Origin of the sequence: Pseudomonas sp. 37 R 15, from assembly GCF_900004865.1 — a bacterium.
GTDB lineage: Bacteria > Pseudomonadota > Gammaproteobacteria > Pseudomonadales > Pseudomonadaceae > Aquipseudomonas > Aquipseudomonas fluorescens_AM.
In genome coordinates, this window is sequence record NZ_CVTV01000008.1 from 73,202 (window position 1) to 90,413 (window position 17,212).

Below are 17,212 nucleotides of genomic sequence, written 5' to 3' on the forward strand. Positions count from 1 at the left end.
TGGGAGGGGGCTTGCTCCCGATAGCAATGTCTCATTCAACAGATGTGCCGGCTGATGCACCGCTATCGGGGGCAAGCCCCCTCCCACATTGGACTTGCCGTGTCTGGCAGACCTCAACAAGTCTGCCTACCGAATAAAAAAGAGGATTTTGATCATGGCTAAAATCGGATTTATCGGCACCGGCATCATGGGCCAACCCATGGCCGCCAACCTGCAGAAAGCAGGACATCAATTGTTTCTCTCCGAGCATCACGGCAAAGCGCCGGCCGAGCTGATCGCTGCTGGCGCGGTGGCGCTGGCCAACCCGCAGCAAGTCGCCCAGGAAGCCGAATTCATCATCGTGATGGTGCCGGACACCCCGCAGGTCGAAGACGTGCTGTTCCGTGCCGACGGTGTGGCCGCCGGGCTGTCGCCCAATAAAGTGGTGATCGACATGAGTTCGATCTCCCCCACCGCCACCAAGGCGTTCGCGGCAAAGATCAACGAGACCGGCGCGCACTACCTGGATGCACCGGTGTCCGGCGGTGAAGTCGGCGCCAAGGCTGGCACCTTGAGCATCATGATCGGTGGCGAGCCGCAGACCTTCGAGCGCGCCCTGCTGCTGTTCCAGGCCATGGGCAAGAACATCACCCTGGTCGGCGGCAACGGCGATGGCCAGACCGCCAAGGTTGCCAACCAGATCATCGTCGCGCTGAATATCCAGGCGGTGGCCGAAGCACTGCTGTTCGCCTCGAAAAATGGCGCGGACCCGGCCAAGGTGCGTGAAGCGCTGATGGGCGGCTTTGCGTCGTCGAAGATTCTCGAAGTGCATGGCGAACGCATGATCAAGGGCACCTTCGATCCGGGTTTCCGCATCAACCTGCACCAGAAGGATCTGAACCTGGCCCTGGCCGGGGCCAAGGAGTTGGGGATCAACCTGCCGAACACCGCCGGCACCCAGCAAGTGTTCAGCACCTGCGCCGCGCTTGGCGGCGGCAACTGGGACCATTCGGCGCTGATCAAGGGCCTGGAGCATATGGCGAATTTCTCGATTCGCGACAAGTAACCCACCTTGAAATGCAATCCAGTGTGGGAGGCGGCTTGCCCCCGATTGCGGTGTATCAGGTATAGGTGATGTGACTGAAACACTGCTATCGGGGGCAAGCCCCCTCCCACATTCGGCCCTCATTTCATCGCTGGATTGTTGCATCTCTAATAACAAGAATCCCCGGGAGCCCGCCTATGTCGGCCGATCCGCAACACCTGCTTCGCGAGCTGTTTGCCACAGCCATCGCCGCCGCCCACCCCCGGCAAGTCCTTGAACCTTACCTGCCCGCCGACCGCAGCGGCCGTGTGATCGTGATCGGCGCCGGCAAGGCCGCAGCCGCCATGGCGCTGGTCGTGGAGAACAGCTGGCAGGGCGAGGTCAGCGGCCTGGTCGTCACCCGCTACGGCCATGGCGCACCGTGCAAGAAAATCGAAGTGGTCGAGGCCGCGCATCCCGTGCCCGACGCTGCCGGCCTGGCCGTGGCCAAACGCGTGCTGGAACTGATCAGCGATCTGAACGAAGACGATCGCGTGATCTTCCTGCTCTCCGGTGGCGGCTCCGCCTTGCTCGCCTTGCCCGCCGACGGCATCACCCTGGCCGACAAGCAAAGCATCAACAAAGCCCTGCTCAAGTCCGGCGCCACCATTGGCGAGATGAACTGCGTGCGCAAGCACCTCTCGGCGATCAAGGGCGGGCGCTTGGCCAAGGCGGCATGGCCGGCCACGGTTTATACCTACGCAATTTCCGATGTGCCGGGCGACCTGGCCACGGTAATTGCCTCCGGCCCTACCGTCGGTGACCCCAGTACCTCGCAGCAGGCCCTGGCAATCCTCAAGCGCTATGGCATTGACGTCCCCGCCTCGGTGCGCAGTTGGCTGCAGGATCCCGCCTCGGAAACCGTCAAGCCCGGCGACCCGCTGCTCGCCCGCAGCCACTTCCAATTGATCGCCCGGCCGCAGCAATCCCTGGAAGCGGTGGCGGTAAAAGTCCGCCAGGCCGGTTTCAGCCCGCTGATCCTCGGCGACCTCGAAGGTGAAGCGCGCGAGGTGGCCAAGGTGCACGCCGGCATCGCCCGGCAAATCGTGCAGCACGGCCAGCCACTGGCGGCGCCGTGCGTGATCCTCTCCGGCGGCGAAACCACCGTCACCGTACGCGGCAATGGCCGTGGCGGGCGCAACGCGGAATTTCTGCTCAGCCTCACCGACAGCCTCAAGGGCCTGCCTGGCGTGTACGCCCTGGCCGGCGACACCGATGGCATCGATGGCTCGGAAGACAACGCCGGCGCGCTCATGACCCCGTGCAGCTACCGCCGTGCCGAAGCCCTGGGCCTGAGCGCCAGCGACGAGCTGGATAACAACAACGGCTACGGCTATTTCGCCGCCCTGGGCGACTTGATCGTCACCGAGCCGACCCGCACCAACGTCAACGACTTGCGCGCCATCCTGATCCTTGAGACTGCCAAACATGACGCCTGACAAGAAGGTCAAAATCCTCGCCACCCTGGGCCCGGCCACCGATGGGATCGACGACATACGCGAGCTGGTGCAGGCCGGGGTGAATATCTTTCGCCTCAATTTCAGCCACGGTGACCACGCCGATCACGCGCAGCGCTACCAGTGGATTCGCCAGGTAGAGCGCCAACTGAATTACCCGCTGGGCATCCTCATGGACCTGCAAGGGCCCAAGTTGCGCGTCGGGCGCTTTGCCGAGGGCAAGGTACAACTGGTGCGCGGCCAGGCGCTGCGCCTGGACCTGGATGAAACACCGGGCGATCAACGTCGGGTCAACCTGCCCCACCCGGAAATCATCGCGGCACTGGAGCCCGGCATGGATCTGTTGCTGGACGACGGCAAACTGCGCCTGCGCGTCATCACCCGGCACGCCGACGCCATCGACACCACCGTGCTCAATGGTGGCGAGCTGTCCGACCGCAAAGGCGTGAATGTGCCACAGGCACTGTTGCAACTCAGCCCGCTGACCGCCAAGGACCGTCGCGACCTGAGCTTCGGCCTGGAGCTGGGCGTGGACTGGGTGGCGCTGTCGTTCGTGCAGCGCCCGGAAGATATCCGCGAAGCCCGCGCACTGATCGGCGACAGGGCATTCCTGATGGCCAAGATCGAGAAGCCCTCGGCGGTTCAACAATTGCGCGAAATCGCCCAATTGAGCGATGCGATCATGGTGGCCCGCGGCGACCTGGGCGTGGAAGTGCCGGCCGAGAGCGTGCCGCACCTCCAGAAGGACATCATCCGAACCTGCCGTCAACTGGGTAAACCCGTGGTGGTGGCGACCCAGATGCTCGAATCCATGCGTTTCTCTCCAGCACCGACCCGCGCCGAAGTCACCGACGTGGCCAATGCGGTAGCTGAAGGTGCGGATGCGCTGATGCTGTCGGCCGAAACCGCCTCGGGCGAGTACCCGCTGGAAGCCGTGCAGATGATGAGCAAGATCATCCGTCAGGTGGAAAACGGCCCGGATTACCAGGCCCAACTGGATGTCAGCCGGCCCGGGGCGGACGCCACGGTGTCGGACGCCATCAGCTGCGCGATCCGCCGCATCAGCAGCATCCTGCCGGTGGCGGTGCTGGTGAACTACAGCGAGTCGGGCGCCTCCAGCCTGCGCGCGGCACGGGAGCGGCCGGTGGCGCCGATCCTCACGCTCACGCCGAACCTGTCCACAGCGCGGCGCTTGAGCGTGGCGTGGGGGGTGCACTCGGTGGTCAATGATCGGCTTCGACAGGTGGATGAGGTGTGTTCTACCGCGCTTGAGATCGCCCAGGCCCAGGGCATGGCGCAGCGTGGGGATACCTTGGTGATTACTGCGGGGGTGCCGTTCGGGCAGTTGGGGTCGACCAATTCCTTGCGTATCGAAACCCTGATTTAACGTCTGTTCGGGCCTCATCGGGGGCAAGCCCCCTCCCACACTTGATTGGGTTCACATAGTTGCGATTGTGAATGCAGGCCAATGTGGGAGGGGGCTTGCCCCCGATAGGCACAACTCGGTCTCATTGACGCCCCCCAATGCACAATCCAACCTGCCCCGACTGGGCCGAAGCCCTGCTCAACGGCTTCAGCCAGATCTTCCTCCAGCGCCATCCGCTGTGCGGCCTGCTGTGCCTGCTGGCGATCCTGGTCGGCGCGCCGGCTTTGCTCGGCGGCGCCTTGCTGGGCGGCCTCGCGGGCTTGCTCACGGCCCAGCGACGGGGCTACCCCAAGGCTGAACGCCAGGCCGGACTGTACAGCTACAACGGCGTATTGCTGGGCTTGTTGATCAGCCACCACTTCGCCTGGTCGGCATTGGTGCCGCCGCTGATCCTGGCCTGTGGCGGCTTGAGCGCGATGCTGGTGCGGCAGTGGTCGAAATACGCCGCCCAACCCCAGGATCTGCCCGCCTACACCACACCCTTTGTCGTCCTGGGCTGGTTGTTGCTGGGCAACATCGCCCCCGCTACCTTGGCCCTGAGCGAGCCCGATACCCTGACGGTAATCGCTGCGCCGTTTACCGGCCTGGCGCAAGTGATGCTGCTGGATCAGCCCGTGGCCGGGGCCTTGATTGCGCTCGGCCTGCTGCTGGCTGACCGGCGCGCCGCTGTGTGGGCACTGACCGGCGCCATCGCCGGCGTGCTGGTCGCCTTGCTGCCGGGCGAAACCAGCGGCGCCCTGCTCGGTCTGCACAGCTATAACCCAGCGCTTGCCGCCCTGGCATTGAGCCAGGCGCGCCGCGAGCCTTGGTTGCCGCTGATCGGCATCGTCCTGGCAATCATGCTCACACCCGGCTTCGCCGCACTGCACCTGCCGGCGCTGACCGCGCCATTCATTCTGACCTGCTGGCTGGTGCGCGCCAGCCAGCGAATACTGCGCAAACCGCGCATGGACAGTCCGTACGAATCCCCCTAGGCTTTGCCGATATTCAATTCGAGCGGGATTTATGGACAGCAACAACGACTGGCGCCAGCGGCTCTACGTGATGGTTTTCCAAAGCGACACCGTCGCCGGGCGGCGCTTTGACGGCATCCTGTTGTTGATCATCCTCGCCAGCCTGGTGATCGTGATGCTCGACAGCATCGACGAAGTCCACCAGAACTACGCTGACGTGCTGGCCTATATCGAGTGGGGCTTCACGCTGATCTTCGCCATCGAGTACGGCCTGCGCCTGTACTGCTCGCCCAAGCCATTGCGCTACGCCTTCAGCTTTTATGGCCTGGTGGATCTGCTTGCCATCGTTCCCGGCATCCTTGCGCTGTACTACAGCGACGCGCAGTACCTGCTGATCATCCGCATCATCCGCATGCTGCGGATCTTCCGCGTCCTCAAGCTCAGTCCGTACCTCAAGCAGGCCAACTACCTGATGGCGGCACTGCGCGGCAGCAAGCAGAAGATCGTGGTATTCCTGGTCAGCGTGTGCACCCTGGTGACGGTGTTCGGCACCCTGATGTACGTGATCGAGGGCCCGGAACACGGGTTTACCAGCATTCCCAAGGGCATTTATTGGGCGATCGTGACGCTCACCACCGTGGGCTTTGGCGATATCGTGCCCAAGACTCCCCTGGGCCAGGTCATTTCCTCGCTGGTGATGATCACCGGTTACTCGATTATTGCCGTGCCTACCGGGATATTCACCGCCGAGCTGGCCAGTGCCATGCGCGGTGAACAGTTGCAGACCGACTGCCCGGTGTGCAAGAAGAACAGTCACGAGCCGAATGCAGCGTTTTGCTCACGCTGTGGCAGCAACCTCTTTAAGAAAGTGGAATAAGCAAAGTTCTTTTTAATCTTTAAGCGACTATGCAGCCCCGGCTATAGTCGCTGGCATTGTGCCTCCCCCCGTCTCTCGAACAACAAGGAATGAGCAGTGAAAAACATCCTCAGCGCCTCCCTCCTGGCCGCCGGCCTGGCCTTGGCCGGCGCCGTCCAGGCGGCTCCGGTCACTCTGCTCAACGTCTCCTATGACGTGATGCGTGATTTCTACAAGGACTACAACGCCGCCTTCCAGAAGCATTGGGACGCCGAGCACCCGAATGACAAGCTGACCCTGCAGATGTCCTTCGGCGGCTCCAGCAAACAGGCGCGCTCGGTGATCGACGGCCTGCCGGCGGACGTGATTACCATGAACATGGCCACCGACATCAACGCCCTGGCCGACAACGGCAAGCTGGTGCCGGACAACTGGGTCACCCGCCTGCCGAACAACAGTGCGCCGTTCACCTCGGCCACTGTATTTATCGTGCGCAAAGGCAACCCGAAAGCCCTGAAAGATTGGCCGGATCTGCTCAAGGATGGCGTACAAGTGATCGTGCCCAACCCGAAGACCTCGGGTAACGGCCGCTACACTTACCTGTCGGCCTGGGGCTATGTGCTGAAAAACGGCGGCGATGAAGAAAAAGCCAAGGCCTTTGTCGGCAAGCTGTTCAAACAAGCGCCGGTACTCGACACCGGTGGCCGGGCTGCAACGACCACCTTCATGACCAACCAGATCGGCGACGTGCTGGTGACCTTTGAGAACGAAGCGGAAATGATCGCCCGTGAGTTCGGTCGTGATCAGTTCGAAGTGATCTACCCAAGCGTGTCCGCCGAGGCCGAGCCGCCGGTGTCGGTGGTCGACAAAGTGGTCGAGAAGAAAGGCACCCGCGCAGCCGCCGAAGACTATTTGAAGTACCTGTGGTCGCCTGAAGGCCAGGAAATCGCCGCCAACAATTACCTGCGCCCGCGTGACCCCAGCGTGCTGGCCAAATACACCGACCGTTTCCCGAAAGTCGACTTCCTGTCAGTGGAGAAGACCTTTGGTGACTGGCGCACCGTGCAGAAAACCCACTTCAACGATGGCGGGGTGTTTGACCAGATTTACACCGGCCAGTAAGCGTTCCGGCTGGTTAAACACCGTCATGACTGTGGGAGAGGGCTTGCCCCAATGCCAGTCTGTAGGCGCCCCCCTCGCCCCTACAAAGCCCCCTCCCACATTTAATTACATTGAGTCATTATTTCGCGGCATGACAGTTATCACCACAAGCGGCCTACTCACTGTCGGCCGATGTCTTTATTCTCTCATTCCATCGTCCTTCGCCTGCATGAGAACCCCATGAATGCTACCCCCCACGCTACCGGCACCATGACCCGCGGCATGGTCATGCTGTTTGCGTTTTGCTGCGGCGCCATCGTCGCCAACATCTACTACGCGCAGCCAATCATCGAACTGATCGCCCCGGACATCGGCCTCACGCCGGCCATGGCCAGCCTGATTGTGTCGCTCACGCAGATCGGCTATGCCCTGGGCCTGTTCTTCCTGGTGCCGCTGGGGGACCTGCTGGAAAATCGCAGGCTGATGATCGTCACCACCGTGGTGGCCATCGCCAGCCTGTTGGGCGCCGCGTTCACCGAGCAGCCCAACCTGTTTTTGCTGGTGTCGCTGCTGATCGGCTTCAGTTCGGTGTCGGTGCAGATCCTGATCCCGTTGGCCGCACACCTGGCGCCTGCCGAGTCACGTGGCCGGGTGGTGGGCAGCATCATGGGCGGCCTGCTGCTGGGCATTCTGCTGGCGCGGCCGGTGTCCAGCGTGGTGGCGGACCACTTCGGCTGGCGGGCGATGTTCATGGCGGCGGCGGCGTTGATGGCGTTTATCAGCGTGGTGTTGATGCTGACCATTCCCAAGCGTCAACCGACGCACAGCGCCAGTTACGGCCAGTTGCTGGGTTCGCTGGGTACCTTGCTGCGTGAGCAGCCGGTACTGCGCCAGCGTGCGTTTTATCAAGGTTGCATGTTTGCCGCGTTCAGCCTGTTCTGGACCGCCGCGCCACTGGAACTGGTGCGCAACCACGGCCTCACCCAGACCCAGATCGCGATCTTCGCCCTGGTCGGTGCCATCGGCGCCATCGCCGCACCTATCGCCGGGCGCCTGGCCGATGCCGGCCACACCCACCGCGCATCGTTGCTGGCCATGCTGTTTGGCGCCCTGAGCTTCCTGCCGGCCTTCGTGCACCCGCTGTACAGCGTGATCGGCCTGGCGGTAACGGGCGTCGTGCTGGACTTCTGCGTGCAGATGAACATGGTGCTCGGCCAGCGTGCCGTCTACGCCCTCGACGCCCATAGTCGCAGCCGCCTGAACGCGCTGTACATGACCAGCATCTTCATTGGCGGTGCCTTCGGCTCGGCGATTGCCAGCAGCGTGTACGAACACGGCGGTTGGCTGGGCGTGATGCTGGTGGGCAGTGCATTCCCGCTGGTGGCGTTGTTGCGGTTCCTCAGTGCGTCGCGGCAGGTAGCGGTCGCCAACGCTTAAGAACGCACCAACTTCTCCAAAGCCGCATCCGCCAGAAATGACGAGCGGCTTTTGACGTTGTGTTCACGCACGTAACGGTCGATGCGTTGGATCACATAACCGGGCAAGGTCACATTGACCTTCTCGGTCTTGCCCAGATAGGGCGAGATATCCAGCTCCAACATACCCCAGCCCATACCGGCGTAGCCTTCATGGGCGTGATGAGTGGCGACCGAGGTTGGCATTGGAATCACCCCGCCCTCTGCGGCAATCTCATGCAGCATGAGGTGCGCCACTTCCACGGCCGCGTTGTAGGCCTCTTCGAAACTGTCCCCGGCGGTGACGGCGCCCGGAATATCGGGGATCTGGATACCGGTGGCGGTGAAGTCATCGCCCCATTCGATACAGATTGGGTATTGCATGCATGCTCTCCTTAAAACTGAAACAGCCCGGCGCGTTTCCTGATGCTTCTGACGGTGCCCAACGGCAGATCCTTCTTCGGATGGGGCACCGGTATCGTGTACGGGTTATAGCGGTGGGTGAAAAGGTGATGGCTGCCGGTGACCCTATCCAGCACCCAGCCCGCTTCCAGCAATTCCTTGATCAATAGCCTGCTTTGCACCGTCGCCTCCTTGGCTCGGACTGAATAAACGTAACCCTAGAGTTATATTTATTCAAGCACAGAATGACCAAGCCTGACTGACGGTTGTTTTACCGGATATTGATGAGAGGTTCGGCGCCGCTTCAGGCTCAAGCCGAGTGCGCGTGGTCCAGGCAACACAGCAAACGGGCGACTGTGTGTTCCAGCGGGCCGGAGTTATCCAGCACGAACAAACCCGCACCATGGGCGGCGATCAGCGCCTCGGTGAACTGCGCGTTGCGCGCCAGGCGTTCCTCGATGTCCACCAGGGACTCACGCCCGCGCGCGACCAGGCGCTGGCGCAGTACGGCTTGATCAACGGTCAGCAGCAGTACCAGCAGCGTCGGATAACGCTCACGGGTTTGCGCCAGGTACGCACGCGAGCCGTTGACCAGCACGTCCTCCCCGGCCGCCAGCCACTCGTCAATCTCCTTGGGAATGCCGTAGGACAACCCATTGGCCTGCCAACTGAGGGCAAACGCGCCTTCAGCCTGCATCAGCGCGAACTGTTCCTGGCTTACACTTTGGGCCGCTTCACCCACCGCTTCGGCCGAGCGCGTGATCACGCGACGCACAATGCGGCAGCCATGCTCGGCCAACCGTGGACGCGCGGCATCCAGCAGGCTGTCCTTGCCCGAACCTGAGGGTCCGATGAGATAGATCAACCTGCCTGCCATCACACCACTCTCTTTGCTTGTTTTCGCACGGGTTGGCCCCTGTGCCGGTTTGCCCGGTACCGCAGAGTATATCCAGCGATTGCCCGGCAGCCAGGCATAGATGGGTAAACGTCCAACTTTGTGGGGTCAGTTCAGAGCGTGGGAACGATCAACCAGAGGCAAGAAAAAGGCGACCCGAGGGTCGCCTTTTGTCATTGCGCGTACTGCTTGCTCAACCCAGGCGGCACGCCTTGCACGCTGGTCTCTTCCCACGGCCCATTGGGGCTGATGGAGCGGCTCCAGCCGTTGCTCCAGCGATAATAGGTGCGCTGGCGGTAGAAGGTGTCGGGCTGGTCGTCGAGGACGTACACCTGCATCTTGCCGTCCCAGTGGCTGGCGGCGCCCGGTGGTGGGGCGAAAGTCGGCGATTTGCTCGGCACTGGCTTGGGCGGCGGGGTAACCGGGCCGGAGGGCTTGGTGTCGGGCTGGGTCGACGGGCCCGACGGCGGGATGGTCGGCCCAGTGGGCCCGGGAGGTGGCCGGTGGACCGCACAGGCACTCAGGCCCAATACGAGGCTGAGCAGGGTCATACGTGCTAATGCGGTCATGGGCGTTTCCTCGAATTACTTGTCCGGACTGTCGATGGTCAGCTGCTGCAGCGCAGTGGCGGTGCTGGCCAAGGGTTGGCTGCGGCCGATCCACTCGCCAGCGGTTGGAACACCTGCCCGGGATATGCGCGCAACCAGTTGGACTTCAGGGAAGTTGGACAGTTTCAACTGCGGCATCATCGCGTCGGCATCGCCCAGTTCGACGGTGACCGGCAACTCGGCAACGGTGACCCGCTTGGCCGCGAGCGGCGCAGGCGGGCCGCTGACGGCGCGGGCGAAGATAAACACGCTGTCGCCCGGCAGGGCCTTGGCTTTCACTTCGGCGGACAGGTCCACGCGCACTTTCAGCACGGCCTTTTGCGCGACAGTGCCGCCGCTCTCCCGGAGCTTCTGCGCAGCGCGATCGATGCCGCCTTGCAGCGCAACGCGGGAATTGTCTTCGGGCGGCAGTTGCGCCAGCAGACGATTCCAGTAATCGATAGCCTCCTGATAGCGCTGGCCTTCAAAGGCGGCAATACCGAGCAGGCCGAGGCTGGTGACTTCCTTTGGATCGAGCTTCAAGGCTTCGTCGGTCAGCGCCTGAACCTTGGGCGACCACTGTTTGTTGTCGGCAAAATACTGCGCCTGGGCCCACTGCCCGAGCAACTCGGGCTGGCGACCGGCCAAGGCAACGCTGCGCTCAAACACCCTGGCGGCATCGGCGGAGCGATCCTGGGCCATGTAGGCACGGCCGAGGAAGTACAGGCCTTCAGCTGAATCCGGCTGGGCCGCCGCGGCACGTTCCAGGCGCTGCGTCATGTCGGCCATCGACACCGGCGGCTGGGAGAACTCGCGGGTCAGCCCGACCTTGTCGCTCGCGCCATAATGCAGGTACAGCGCAACGCCCAGCACCGGCACAAGAAACGCCGCCAACAATGGCAGAGGCTTGCCCAGGCGTGATTCGCGCGGCGTTTGCACACCTTCGGTATCGGCCAGCAATTCACGCGCCGCTTCCGCGCGGCCGGTATCGAGTTGCGCCGCATTCAGGACGCCTTCGTCGCGCTGCACTTGCAGTTCGGCAACGCGCTCTTGATACAGCGCCACGTTCAGCGCGGTGCGATCCTCTTCGCGTTGGGCACGACGGCCGCGCAGGACAGGGATCAACAGGAAACTCAGGGCAATCAACAGCAGCAGGCCGGCTGCAAGCCAGAAATCAATCATCGGTCTTGGTGTCCAGCAGTTGGTCGAGACGTTTACGCTCTTCGGGGGACAGCGCGTCGCTGCCATCGGCAGGCCCGGCGCGGCGACGGCGCACGATGACGGCCATGACCACTACGCCGGTCAGCAACAGCCCGGCGGGGCCGAACCAGAGCAGCGCGGTCTTGCCGGTAAGCGCCGGTTTATAGCGCACAAAATCACCGTAGCGGTCGACCATGAAGTCGATGATCTGCTGGTTGTCCTTGCCCTCCCCCAGCATGCGGAAGATTTCCTTGCGCAAGTCGGCGGCGATGGGCGCGTTGGAGTCGGCGATGTCCTGGTTCTGGCATTTGGGGCAGCGCAGTTCCTTGGTCAGCTCGCGGAAACGCTCGCGCTCGCCGTCGTTGGCGAATTCATAGGTGTCGATGGCGGCGTGGGCCACACCGGCCAGGCCCAGCGCCAGGACCACGGCAGCTAACAGGCGCCTCATGGTCTGGCCTCATCGACCAGGGCCTGGTATTTGGCCGCCAATTGCTCGCGCCACACCCCCTCGTCGATCACGCCGACGTACTTGTCGCGGATCACGCCCTTGGCATCGATAAAGAAGGTTTCCGGGGCGCCGTATACGCCCAGGTTCAAACCCAGGTTGCCGTCTTCATCACGAATATCCAGCTGGTACGGGTTATGAAATTCGGCCAGCCACTTCAAGGCTGCTGCATTGTCATCCTTGTAGTTGATGCCATAGATCACCACGCCCTTCTCGGCGAGTTTGTTCAACACCGGGTGTTCGACGCGGCAGGAGATGCACCAGGTGCCCCACACGTTGACCAGCGCCGGTTTGCCCAGCAGGTCGGCGCGGGTCAGCTGCTTGTCGCCCTGTACAGTGGGCAGCGAGAATTCCGGGAACGGCTTGCCGATCATGGCCGACGGCAACTCGGCCGGGTCCAGGTACAAGCCGCGATAGAGGAACACCGCCACCACCAGGAATGCTGCCAGCGGCAACACCATCAACCCACGCTTCATACTGCCGCTCCCATGCCGAGGGTTTCACGTACCCGGCTCTTGACCTTGACCCGATACCGCCGGTCCAGCGCCGCGAGCACACCACCCAACCCGGTAAGCAAGCCGCCGAACCAGATCCAGCGCACGAACGGTTTCACATGCACGCGTACCGCCCAGGCGCCGTCGCCCAGGGGTTCACCCAACGCCACGTACAGGTCACGGGTGAAACCGGCATCGATACCCGCCTCGGTCATCATCGAACTCTGCACGGTGTACAGGCGTTTTTCCGGGTGCAGCACGGCGATTTCCTTACCGTTGCGCACCACGCGTACGGTGCCTTTGTCTGAAGTGAAATTCGGCCCTTCAAAGTGCCTGGCGCCTTCGAAGATGAACTGGTAACCGCCCAGGTCCATGGACTCGCCGGGAGCCAGGCGCAGGTCGCGCTCGGCGCTGTTCTGGCTCGACAGCACCACGCCCAGGGCGCAGACAGCGATGCCGATGTGGGCGATCTGCATGCCCCAGTAGCTGCGGGTCAAGGTCGGCAAGCCTTTGATCAGGCCCTTGTGGCGGGTCTTGTCGGCGATATCGCGCACGCCGGCCAGCAACACCCAGGCAGCGAGCAGGAACGTGGCGAGCACCGCCCAGTTGAAGTCGCCGTAGGCAACCCCCGCGATCACGGCCAGGGCCACACTGCCCAGCAGCACCGGCATCAGCATGCCGGCCAGCCATTTCACCGGAGTGTCTTTCCAGCGCACCAGCACACCGACCGCCATCACCACCATCAGCAGGCCCATCAACGGAATGAACAAGGCATTGAAGTACGGCGGGCCGACGGACAGCTTGGCGCCGCTCAAGGCATCCAGCACCAGGGGGTACAGGGTGCCGAGCAGAATCATCGACGCCGCCACCACCAGCACCAGGTTGTTACCCAGCAGCAAGGTTTCCCGCGACCACAGGTTGAAGCCGACCTGGCTCTTGACCACTGGCGCGCGCAGGGCGAACAGGGTCAGCGAACCGCCGACGACAAACAGCAGGAAGATCAGGATGAATACGCCGCGCGCAGGGTCGGAAGCAAACGCGTGCACCGACGTCAGCACCCCGGAACGCACGAGGAATGTGCCGAGCAGGCTGAGGGAAAATGCCGCGATGGCCAGCAACACGGTCCAGCTCTTGAACACGCCGCGTTTTTCGGTGACGGCCAGCGAGTGAATCAGCGCGGTGCCGACCAGCCAGGGCATGAAGGAGGCGTTTTCCACCGGGTCCCAGAACCACCAGCCGCCCCAGCCGAGTTCGTAATAAGCCCACCACGAACCGAGGGTGATGCCGATGCCGAGGAAGGCCCAGGCAACGATGGTCCATGGCCGCGACCAGCGCGCCCAGGCCGCATCGAGACGCCCGCCGAGCAAGGCGGCGATGGCGAAGGCGAAGGCTACGGAAAAGCCGACATAGCCCATGTAGAGCATCGGCGGGTGCACGATCAGGCCGATGTCTTGCAGCAGTGGGTTGAGGTCATGCCCGTCCACGGGGATCTGCGGCAGGATGCGGCTGAACGGGTTGGACGTCATGATCAGGAACAGCAGGAAACCGATGCTGATCATGCCCATCACCGCCAGCACCCGCGCCAGCATGACCTGCGGCAACTGGCGGGAGAATACCGACACGGCGAAGGTCCAGCCGCCGAGGATCAGCGCCCACAGCAGCAGCGAACCTTCGTGGGCGCCCCACACGGCGCTGAACTTGTAGTACCAGGGCAATGCGCTGTTGGAGTTATTGGCGACATAGGCGACGGAAAAGTCGTCGGTCATGAACGCGTAGGTCAGGCAACCGAAGGCGAACAGCAAGAACGCGAACTGCCCCCAGGCGGCCGGCTGCGCCAGGCTCATCCACAGGCGGTCACCGCGCCAGGCGCCGAGCAACGGCACCACGGCCTGAACGATGGCAAAGCACAGGGCAAGAATCATCGCCAACTGGCCGAGTTCCGGAATAAACAAAGCGGCGCTCATGACTCAGCCCTCCTTGGCAGGGGTTGGGGAGGATTGGCCGCTGTCCTTGAGGGCTTTGGTCACCTCGGGCGGCATGTATTTTTCATCGTGCTTGGCCAGTACTTCATCGGCCACCACCACGCCACTGGCGTTGAGCTTGCCCAGGGCGACGATGCCCTGGCCTTCGCGGAACAGGTCCGGGAGGATGCCGCGGTAGGTGATGGTCACAGATTTGCTGAAGTCGGTGACCACGAAGCTCACATCCAGCGAGTCTGCGGAACGCTTCAAGGAGCCCTTCTCGACCATGCCGCCGGCGCGGATGCGCGTATCGACCGGCGCTTCGCCATTGGCGATCTGGGTCGGGGTGTAGAACAGGTTGATGTTCTGCTGCAGGGCACTCAAGGCCAGCCCCACGGCAATGCCGACGCCGGCCATGATGGCGAGAATGATCAACAGACGCTTTCTGCGCAACGGATTCACTTATCGGTCTCCCGGCGCAGACGACGCGCCTCTTGTTGCAGGTAACGCTTACGGGCCAGCAGCGGCGCGGCGACGTTGAGGGCCAGCACCGCCAGGCAGATGCCATAGGCCGTCCAGACATACAGGCCGTGGTGGCCCATGGCGAGAAAATCACTGAAAGAAGCAAAACTCATCCACGCGCTCCCAGGCTGGCTCGGACTTCAGCCTTGACCCAACGGGTGCGGGCTTCACGCTTGAGCACTTCGAGGCGCATGCGCATCAGCAGCACCGCGCCGAAGAAACAGTAAAAGCCCAACACCATCAGCAACAGCGGCGCCCACATTTCCACCGGCATCGCCGGTTTTTCAGTGAGGGTGAAGGTGGCGCCCTGGTGCAGGGTGTTCCACCACTCGACCGAGTATTTGATGATCGGGATGTTGATCACGCCGACAATCGCCAGCACCGCACAGGCCTTGGCGGCGCTGTCGCGGTTGCTGATCGCATTGCCCAGGGCGATCAGGCCGAAGTACAGGAACAGCAGGATCAACATCGACGTGAGCCGCGCATCCCACACCCACCACGAACCCCAGGTGGGTTTGCCCCAGATCGCGCCGGTGACCAGCGCCACGGCAGTCATCCACGCGCCGATGGGCGCGGCACACTGCAGGGCAACGTCGGCGAGCTTCATCTTCCACACAAGGCCGACGATGCCGCATACCGCGAGCATCACGTAGCAGGACTGCGCCAGCATGGCGGCGGGCACATGGATATAGATGATGCGAAAGCTGTTGCCCTGCTGATAGTCCGGTGGCGCAAAGGCCAGGCCCCAGACCAGACCGATGCCGATCAGCAACACGGCGGCGACGCTCAACCACGCCAGCAGCTTGCCGCTGATGCCATAGAACCATTTGGGCGAGCCGAGCTTGTGAAACCAGGTCCAGTTCATTGCTGTTTCTCACGGTTGCTTCTTGTCGCGGCAAGAAGCGTAGGGTCTTTACTGGCCAAGCGTGTCACGCCTGGCCAGACCTCATTATTCGCCGACGCTGATCTTCAGGCCGGCCGCTATGGCAAAGGGTGTCAGGGTTACCGCCAGGGCGGCCAGGCTGCCAAGCCACAGGAGGTAACCGGTCGCCGGCATTCCCATCAGCGCGGCCTGCAAAGCGCCGCTGCCGAGGATCAGAACCGGGATGTACAACGGCAGAATCAGCAGGGCCAGTAACAGGCCACCGCGCTTCAAACCGACGGTCAACGCTGCGCCCACCGCCCCCAACAGGCTGAGCACCGGCGTACCGAGCAACAAGGACAGGAGCAGCACCGGCAAGCATTCGACGGGCAAGCCCAGCATCAGCGCCAGCAACGGCGAAAGCAAGACCAGCGCGAGACCGGAAAAAGCCCAGTGTGCCAGCACCTTGGCCAATACCAGAAGTGGCAACGGGTGCGACGAAAGGACCCACTGTTCCAGGGAACCGTCTTCGAAATCACTGCGAAACAGCCCGTCCAGCGAGAGCAGCACGGATAAAAGCGCCGCGACCCACACCAGTCCTGGGGACAAGGTTTGCAACAGTTTAGTCTCGGGACCGACCGCCAACGGGAACAAGGCGATCACGATGGCGAAGAACACCAGCGGGTTGGCCAGTTCTGCCGGACGCCGGCACAACAGCCGTGCTTCGCGGGCGACCAACAGGGCGAATACGCTCATGCCGACCACCTTCCCAGATCCAGGTCACGGTAACCGGCGGGCAGGCGGGTCAAGCTGTGGTGGGTGGTAAGCAGCACCGTGCCGCCCTGCTCACAGTGCCTCGCCAGGTGCTCCTCGAGCTGGGCGACACCGTGTTTATCGAGCGCGGTAAAGGGTTCGTCGAGGATCCACAGCGGCGGGCCCGGCAGATACAAGCGCGCCAGGGCCACACGGCGCTGCTGGCCGGCGGACAGGGTGTGGCAGGGAACGTCTTCAAAGCCCTTCAGGCCCACGGCGGCCAGGGCCTGCCAGATGGCGTCGCGGCTGGCGCGGTGATGCAGGGCGCTGAGCCAACCGAGGTTTTCTTCGGCAGTGAGCACGTCCTTGATACCGGCGGCGTGGCCGATCCACACGAGGCTGCGCGCCAGTGCTGTGCGCTGCTCGGCGAGGGGCTTGCCGTTGAGGCGCACAACTCCGGCCGTCGGCTGCATCAACCCGGCCAGCAACCGTAGCAGGCTGGTCTTGCCGCTGCCGTTGGGCCCGCTGACCTGCACCATATCACCGCCCGCCAGGCGCAGGTCGAGGTGCTCGAACAGCAGGCGCAGGTCGCGTTCACAGGAGAGCGCTACGGCTTCAAGAAGAGGGCTGGTCAAAAGATCGCGGGCCTTTACGGTTCAAGTCGGCGGTGCAGCGGCCGTTATAGAAAGGAGCACAATAACGGCTTTGGCGACCGATTTTA

Annotated in this window: 20 protein-coding genes; 7 read left to right on the plus strand and 13 right to left on the minus strand. The window is 63.0% G+C overall.

Annotated elements, in window-relative coordinates; genetic code table 11:
* The first annotated feature begins 154 nt into the window (after positions 1-154).
* The 7 genes from BFQ04_RS00795 to BFQ04_RS00825 all read left to right on the plus strand — a co-directional run bounded on the left by BFQ04_RS00795 (position 155) and on the right by BFQ04_RS00825 (position 8,293).
* Complete coding sequence (locus BFQ04_RS00795) at positions 155-1,045, plus strand: 2-hydroxy-3-oxopropionate reductase (protein WP_065949139.1); 891 nt, start codon at positions 155-157, stop codon at positions 1,043-1,045.
* A 176-nt stretch (positions 1,046-1,221) separates the two neighbouring features.
* Positions 1,222-2,502: a glycerate kinase type-2 family protein gene (locus BFQ04_RS00800; RefSeq protein ID WP_065949140.1), complete on the plus strand. Its 1,281-nt coding sequence runs from the start codon at positions 1,222-1,224 to the stop codon at positions 2,500-2,502.
* Entirely contained in the window at positions 2,492-3,907 is a 1,416-nt protein-coding gene (pyk, locus tag BFQ04_RS00805; RefSeq protein ID WP_065949141.1) for a pyruvate kinase, read from the plus strand. Before BFQ04_RS00800 ends, pyk begins: the two co-directional genes overlap by 11 nt.
* A 137-nt stretch (positions 3,908-4,044) precedes the next feature.
* Entirely contained in the window at positions 4,045-4,920 is an 876-nt protein-coding gene (locus tag BFQ04_RS00810) for an urea transporter (protein WP_065949142.1), read from the plus strand.
* A gap of 31 nt (positions 4,921-4,951) precedes the next feature.
* Positions 4,952-5,776, plus strand: a complete 825-nt coding sequence (locus BFQ04_RS00815) for an ion transporter (RefSeq protein WP_065949143.1) — start codon at positions 4,952-4,954, stop codon at positions 5,774-5,776.
* Positions 5,777-5,872: 96 nt separating this feature from the next.
* A complete protein-coding gene (locus BFQ04_RS00820; protein WP_065949144.1) occupies positions 5,873-6,877 on the plus strand; it encodes a sulfate ABC transporter substrate-binding protein in 1,005 nt (334 codons plus the stop codon).
* Positions 6,878-7,096: 219 nt separating this feature from the next.
* The gene (locus BFQ04_RS00825) at positions 7,097-8,293 is read left to right on the plus strand and encodes an MFS transporter (RefSeq protein WP_065949145.1); all 1,197 of its coding nucleotides are present in this window, start codon (positions 7,097-7,099) and stop codon (positions 8,291-8,293) included.
* Here BFQ04_RS00825 and BFQ04_RS00830 read toward each other — a convergent pair.
* The 13 genes from BFQ04_RS00830 to ccmA all read right to left on the minus strand — a co-directional run bounded on the left by BFQ04_RS00830 (position 8,290) and on the right by ccmA (position 17,126).
* Positions 8,290-8,694, minus strand: coding sequence for a type II toxin-antitoxin system HicB family antitoxin (locus BFQ04_RS00830; RefSeq protein WP_065949146.1), 405 nt, complete (start codon positions 8,692-8,694; stop codon positions 8,290-8,292). The two genes, BFQ04_RS00825 and BFQ04_RS00830, sit on opposite strands and share 4 nt — an antisense overlap.
* 11 nt (positions 8,695-8,705) lie before the next feature.
* Complete coding sequence (locus BFQ04_RS00835; RefSeq protein WP_065934378.1) at positions 8,706-8,894, minus strand: type II toxin-antitoxin system HicA family toxin; 189 nt, start codon at positions 8,892-8,894, stop codon at positions 8,706-8,708.
* 128 nt (positions 8,895-9,022) lie between these two features.
* On the minus strand, positions 9,023-9,589 hold the full coding sequence (gene phnN, locus BFQ04_RS00840) for a phosphonate metabolism protein/1,5-bisphosphokinase (PRPP-forming) PhnN (RefSeq protein WP_065949147.1): 567 nt from the start codon (positions 9,587-9,589) through the stop codon (positions 9,023-9,025).
* A gap of 191 nt (positions 9,590-9,780) precedes the next feature.
* Positions 9,781-10,176: a hypothetical protein gene (locus BFQ04_RS00845; protein WP_065949148.1), complete on the minus strand. Its 396-nt coding sequence runs from the start codon at positions 10,174-10,176 to the stop codon at positions 9,781-9,783.
* A gap of 15 nt (positions 10,177-10,191) precedes the next feature.
* Positions 10,192-11,376 (minus strand): c-type cytochrome biogenesis protein CcmI, encoded by a 1,185-nt coding sequence (gene ccmI / locus BFQ04_RS00850; protein ID WP_065949149.1) that lies wholly within the window; start codon positions 11,374-11,376, stop codon positions 10,192-10,194.
* Complete coding sequence (locus tag BFQ04_RS00855) at positions 11,369-11,842, minus strand: cytochrome c-type biogenesis protein (protein WP_065949150.1); 474 nt, start codon at positions 11,840-11,842, stop codon at positions 11,369-11,371. Before BFQ04_RS00855 ends, ccmI begins: the two co-directional genes overlap by 8 nt.
* Positions 11,839-12,375 carry a DsbE family thiol:disulfide interchange protein gene (locus BFQ04_RS00860; protein WP_065949151.1) on the minus strand — a complete coding sequence of 179 codons (537 nt, stop codon included), beginning with the start codon at positions 12,373-12,375 and terminating at the stop codon, positions 11,839-11,841. Before BFQ04_RS00860 ends, BFQ04_RS00855 begins: the two co-directional genes overlap by 4 nt.
* Positions 12,372-14,357: a heme lyase CcmF/NrfE family subunit gene (locus tag BFQ04_RS00865; protein ID WP_065949152.1), complete on the minus strand. Its 1,986-nt coding sequence runs from the start codon at positions 14,355-14,357 to the stop codon at positions 12,372-12,374. The genes BFQ04_RS00860 and BFQ04_RS00865 overlap by 4 nt, the downstream gene beginning before the upstream one ends.
* A 3-nt stretch (positions 14,358-14,360) precedes the next feature.
* Positions 14,361-14,816 carry a cytochrome c maturation protein CcmE gene (ccmE, locus tag BFQ04_RS00870; RefSeq protein WP_065949153.1) on the minus strand — a complete coding sequence of 152 codons (456 nt, stop codon included), beginning with the start codon at positions 14,814-14,816 and terminating at the stop codon, positions 14,361-14,363.
* Complete coding sequence (gene ccmD, locus BFQ04_RS00875) at positions 14,813-14,989, minus strand: heme exporter protein CcmD (protein WP_057722744.1); 177 nt, start codon at positions 14,987-14,989, stop codon at positions 14,813-14,815. The genes ccmE and ccmD overlap by 4 nt, the downstream gene beginning before the upstream one ends.
* Positions 14,986-15,741 carry a heme ABC transporter permease gene (locus tag BFQ04_RS00880; RefSeq protein ID WP_065949154.1) on the minus strand — a complete coding sequence of 252 codons (756 nt, stop codon included), beginning with the start codon at positions 15,739-15,741 and terminating at the stop codon, positions 14,986-14,988. The genes ccmD and BFQ04_RS00880 overlap by 4 nt, the downstream gene beginning before the upstream one ends.
* An 84-nt stretch (positions 15,742-15,825) precedes the next feature.
* The gene (gene ccmB, locus BFQ04_RS00885) at positions 15,826-16,494 is read right to left on the minus strand and encodes a heme exporter protein CcmB (protein WP_065949155.1); all 669 of its coding nucleotides are present in this window, start codon (positions 16,492-16,494) and stop codon (positions 15,826-15,828) included.
* Positions 16,491-17,126 (minus strand): cytochrome c biogenesis heme-transporting ATPase CcmA, encoded by a 636-nt coding sequence (ccmA, locus tag BFQ04_RS00890; protein WP_065949156.1) that lies wholly within the window; start codon positions 17,124-17,126, stop codon positions 16,491-16,493. The genes ccmB and ccmA overlap by 4 nt, the downstream gene beginning before the upstream one ends.
* Positions 17,127-17,212: the final 86 nt, after the last annotated feature.

Excerpts from the sequence above, each read along its gene's own strand:
- BFQ04_RS00795 (WP_065949139.1), top strand. The coding sequence starts at position 155 with ATGGCTAAAATCGGATTTATCGGCACCGGCATCATGGGCCAACCCATG.
- BFQ04_RS00800 (WP_065949140.1), top strand. The coding sequence starts at position 1,222 with ATGTCGGCCGATCCGCAACACCTGCTTCGCGAGCTGTTTGCCACAGCC.
- pyk (WP_065949141.1), top strand. The coding sequence starts at position 2,492 with ATGACGCCTGACAAGAAGGTCAAAATCCTCGCCACCCTGGGCCCGGCC.
- BFQ04_RS00810 (WP_065949142.1), top strand. The coding sequence starts at position 4,045 with ATGCACAATCCAACCTGCCCCGACTGGGCCGAAGCCCTGCTCAACGGC.
- BFQ04_RS00815 (WP_065949143.1), top strand. The coding sequence starts at position 4,952 with ATGGACAGCAACAACGACTGGCGCCAGCGGCTCTACGTGATGGTTTTC.
- BFQ04_RS00825 (WP_065949145.1), top strand. The coding sequence starts at position 7,097 with ATGAATGCTACCCCCCACGCTACCGGCACCATGACCCGCGGCATGGTC.
- BFQ04_RS00830 (WP_065949146.1), bottom strand. The coding sequence starts at position 8,694 with ATGCAATACCCAATCTGTATCGAATGGGGCGATGACTTCACCGCCACC.
- phnN (WP_065949147.1), bottom strand. The coding sequence starts at position 9,589 with ATGGCAGGCAGGTTGATCTATCTCATCGGACCCTCAGGTTCGGGCAAG.
- BFQ04_RS00845 (WP_065949148.1), bottom strand. The coding sequence starts at position 10,176 with ATGACCGCATTAGCACGTATGACCCTGCTCAGCCTCGTATTGGGCCTG.
- ccmI (WP_065949149.1), bottom strand. The coding sequence starts at position 11,376 with ATGATTGATTTCTGGCTTGCAGCCGGCCTGCTGCTGTTGATTGCCCTG.
- BFQ04_RS00855 (WP_065949150.1), bottom strand. The coding sequence starts at position 11,842 with ATGAGGCGCCTGTTAGCTGCCGTGGTCCTGGCGCTGGGCCTGGCCGGT.
- BFQ04_RS00860 (WP_065949151.1), bottom strand. The coding sequence starts at position 12,375 with ATGAAGCGTGGGTTGATGGTGTTGCCGCTGGCAGCATTCCTGGTGGTG.
- BFQ04_RS00865 (WP_065949152.1), bottom strand. The coding sequence starts at position 14,357 with ATGAGCGCCGCTTTGTTTATTCCGGAACTCGGCCAGTTGGCGATGATT.
- ccmD (WP_057722744.1), bottom strand. The coding sequence starts at position 14,989 with ATGAGTTTTGCTTCTTTCAGTGATTTTCTCGCCATGGGCCACCACGGC.
- BFQ04_RS00880 (WP_065949154.1), bottom strand. The coding sequence starts at position 15,741 with ATGAACTGGACCTGGTTTCACAAGCTCGGCTCGCCCAAATGGTTCTAT.
- ccmB (WP_065949155.1), bottom strand. The coding sequence starts at position 16,494 with ATGAGCGTATTCGCCCTGTTGGTCGCCCGCGAAGCACGGCTGTTGTGC.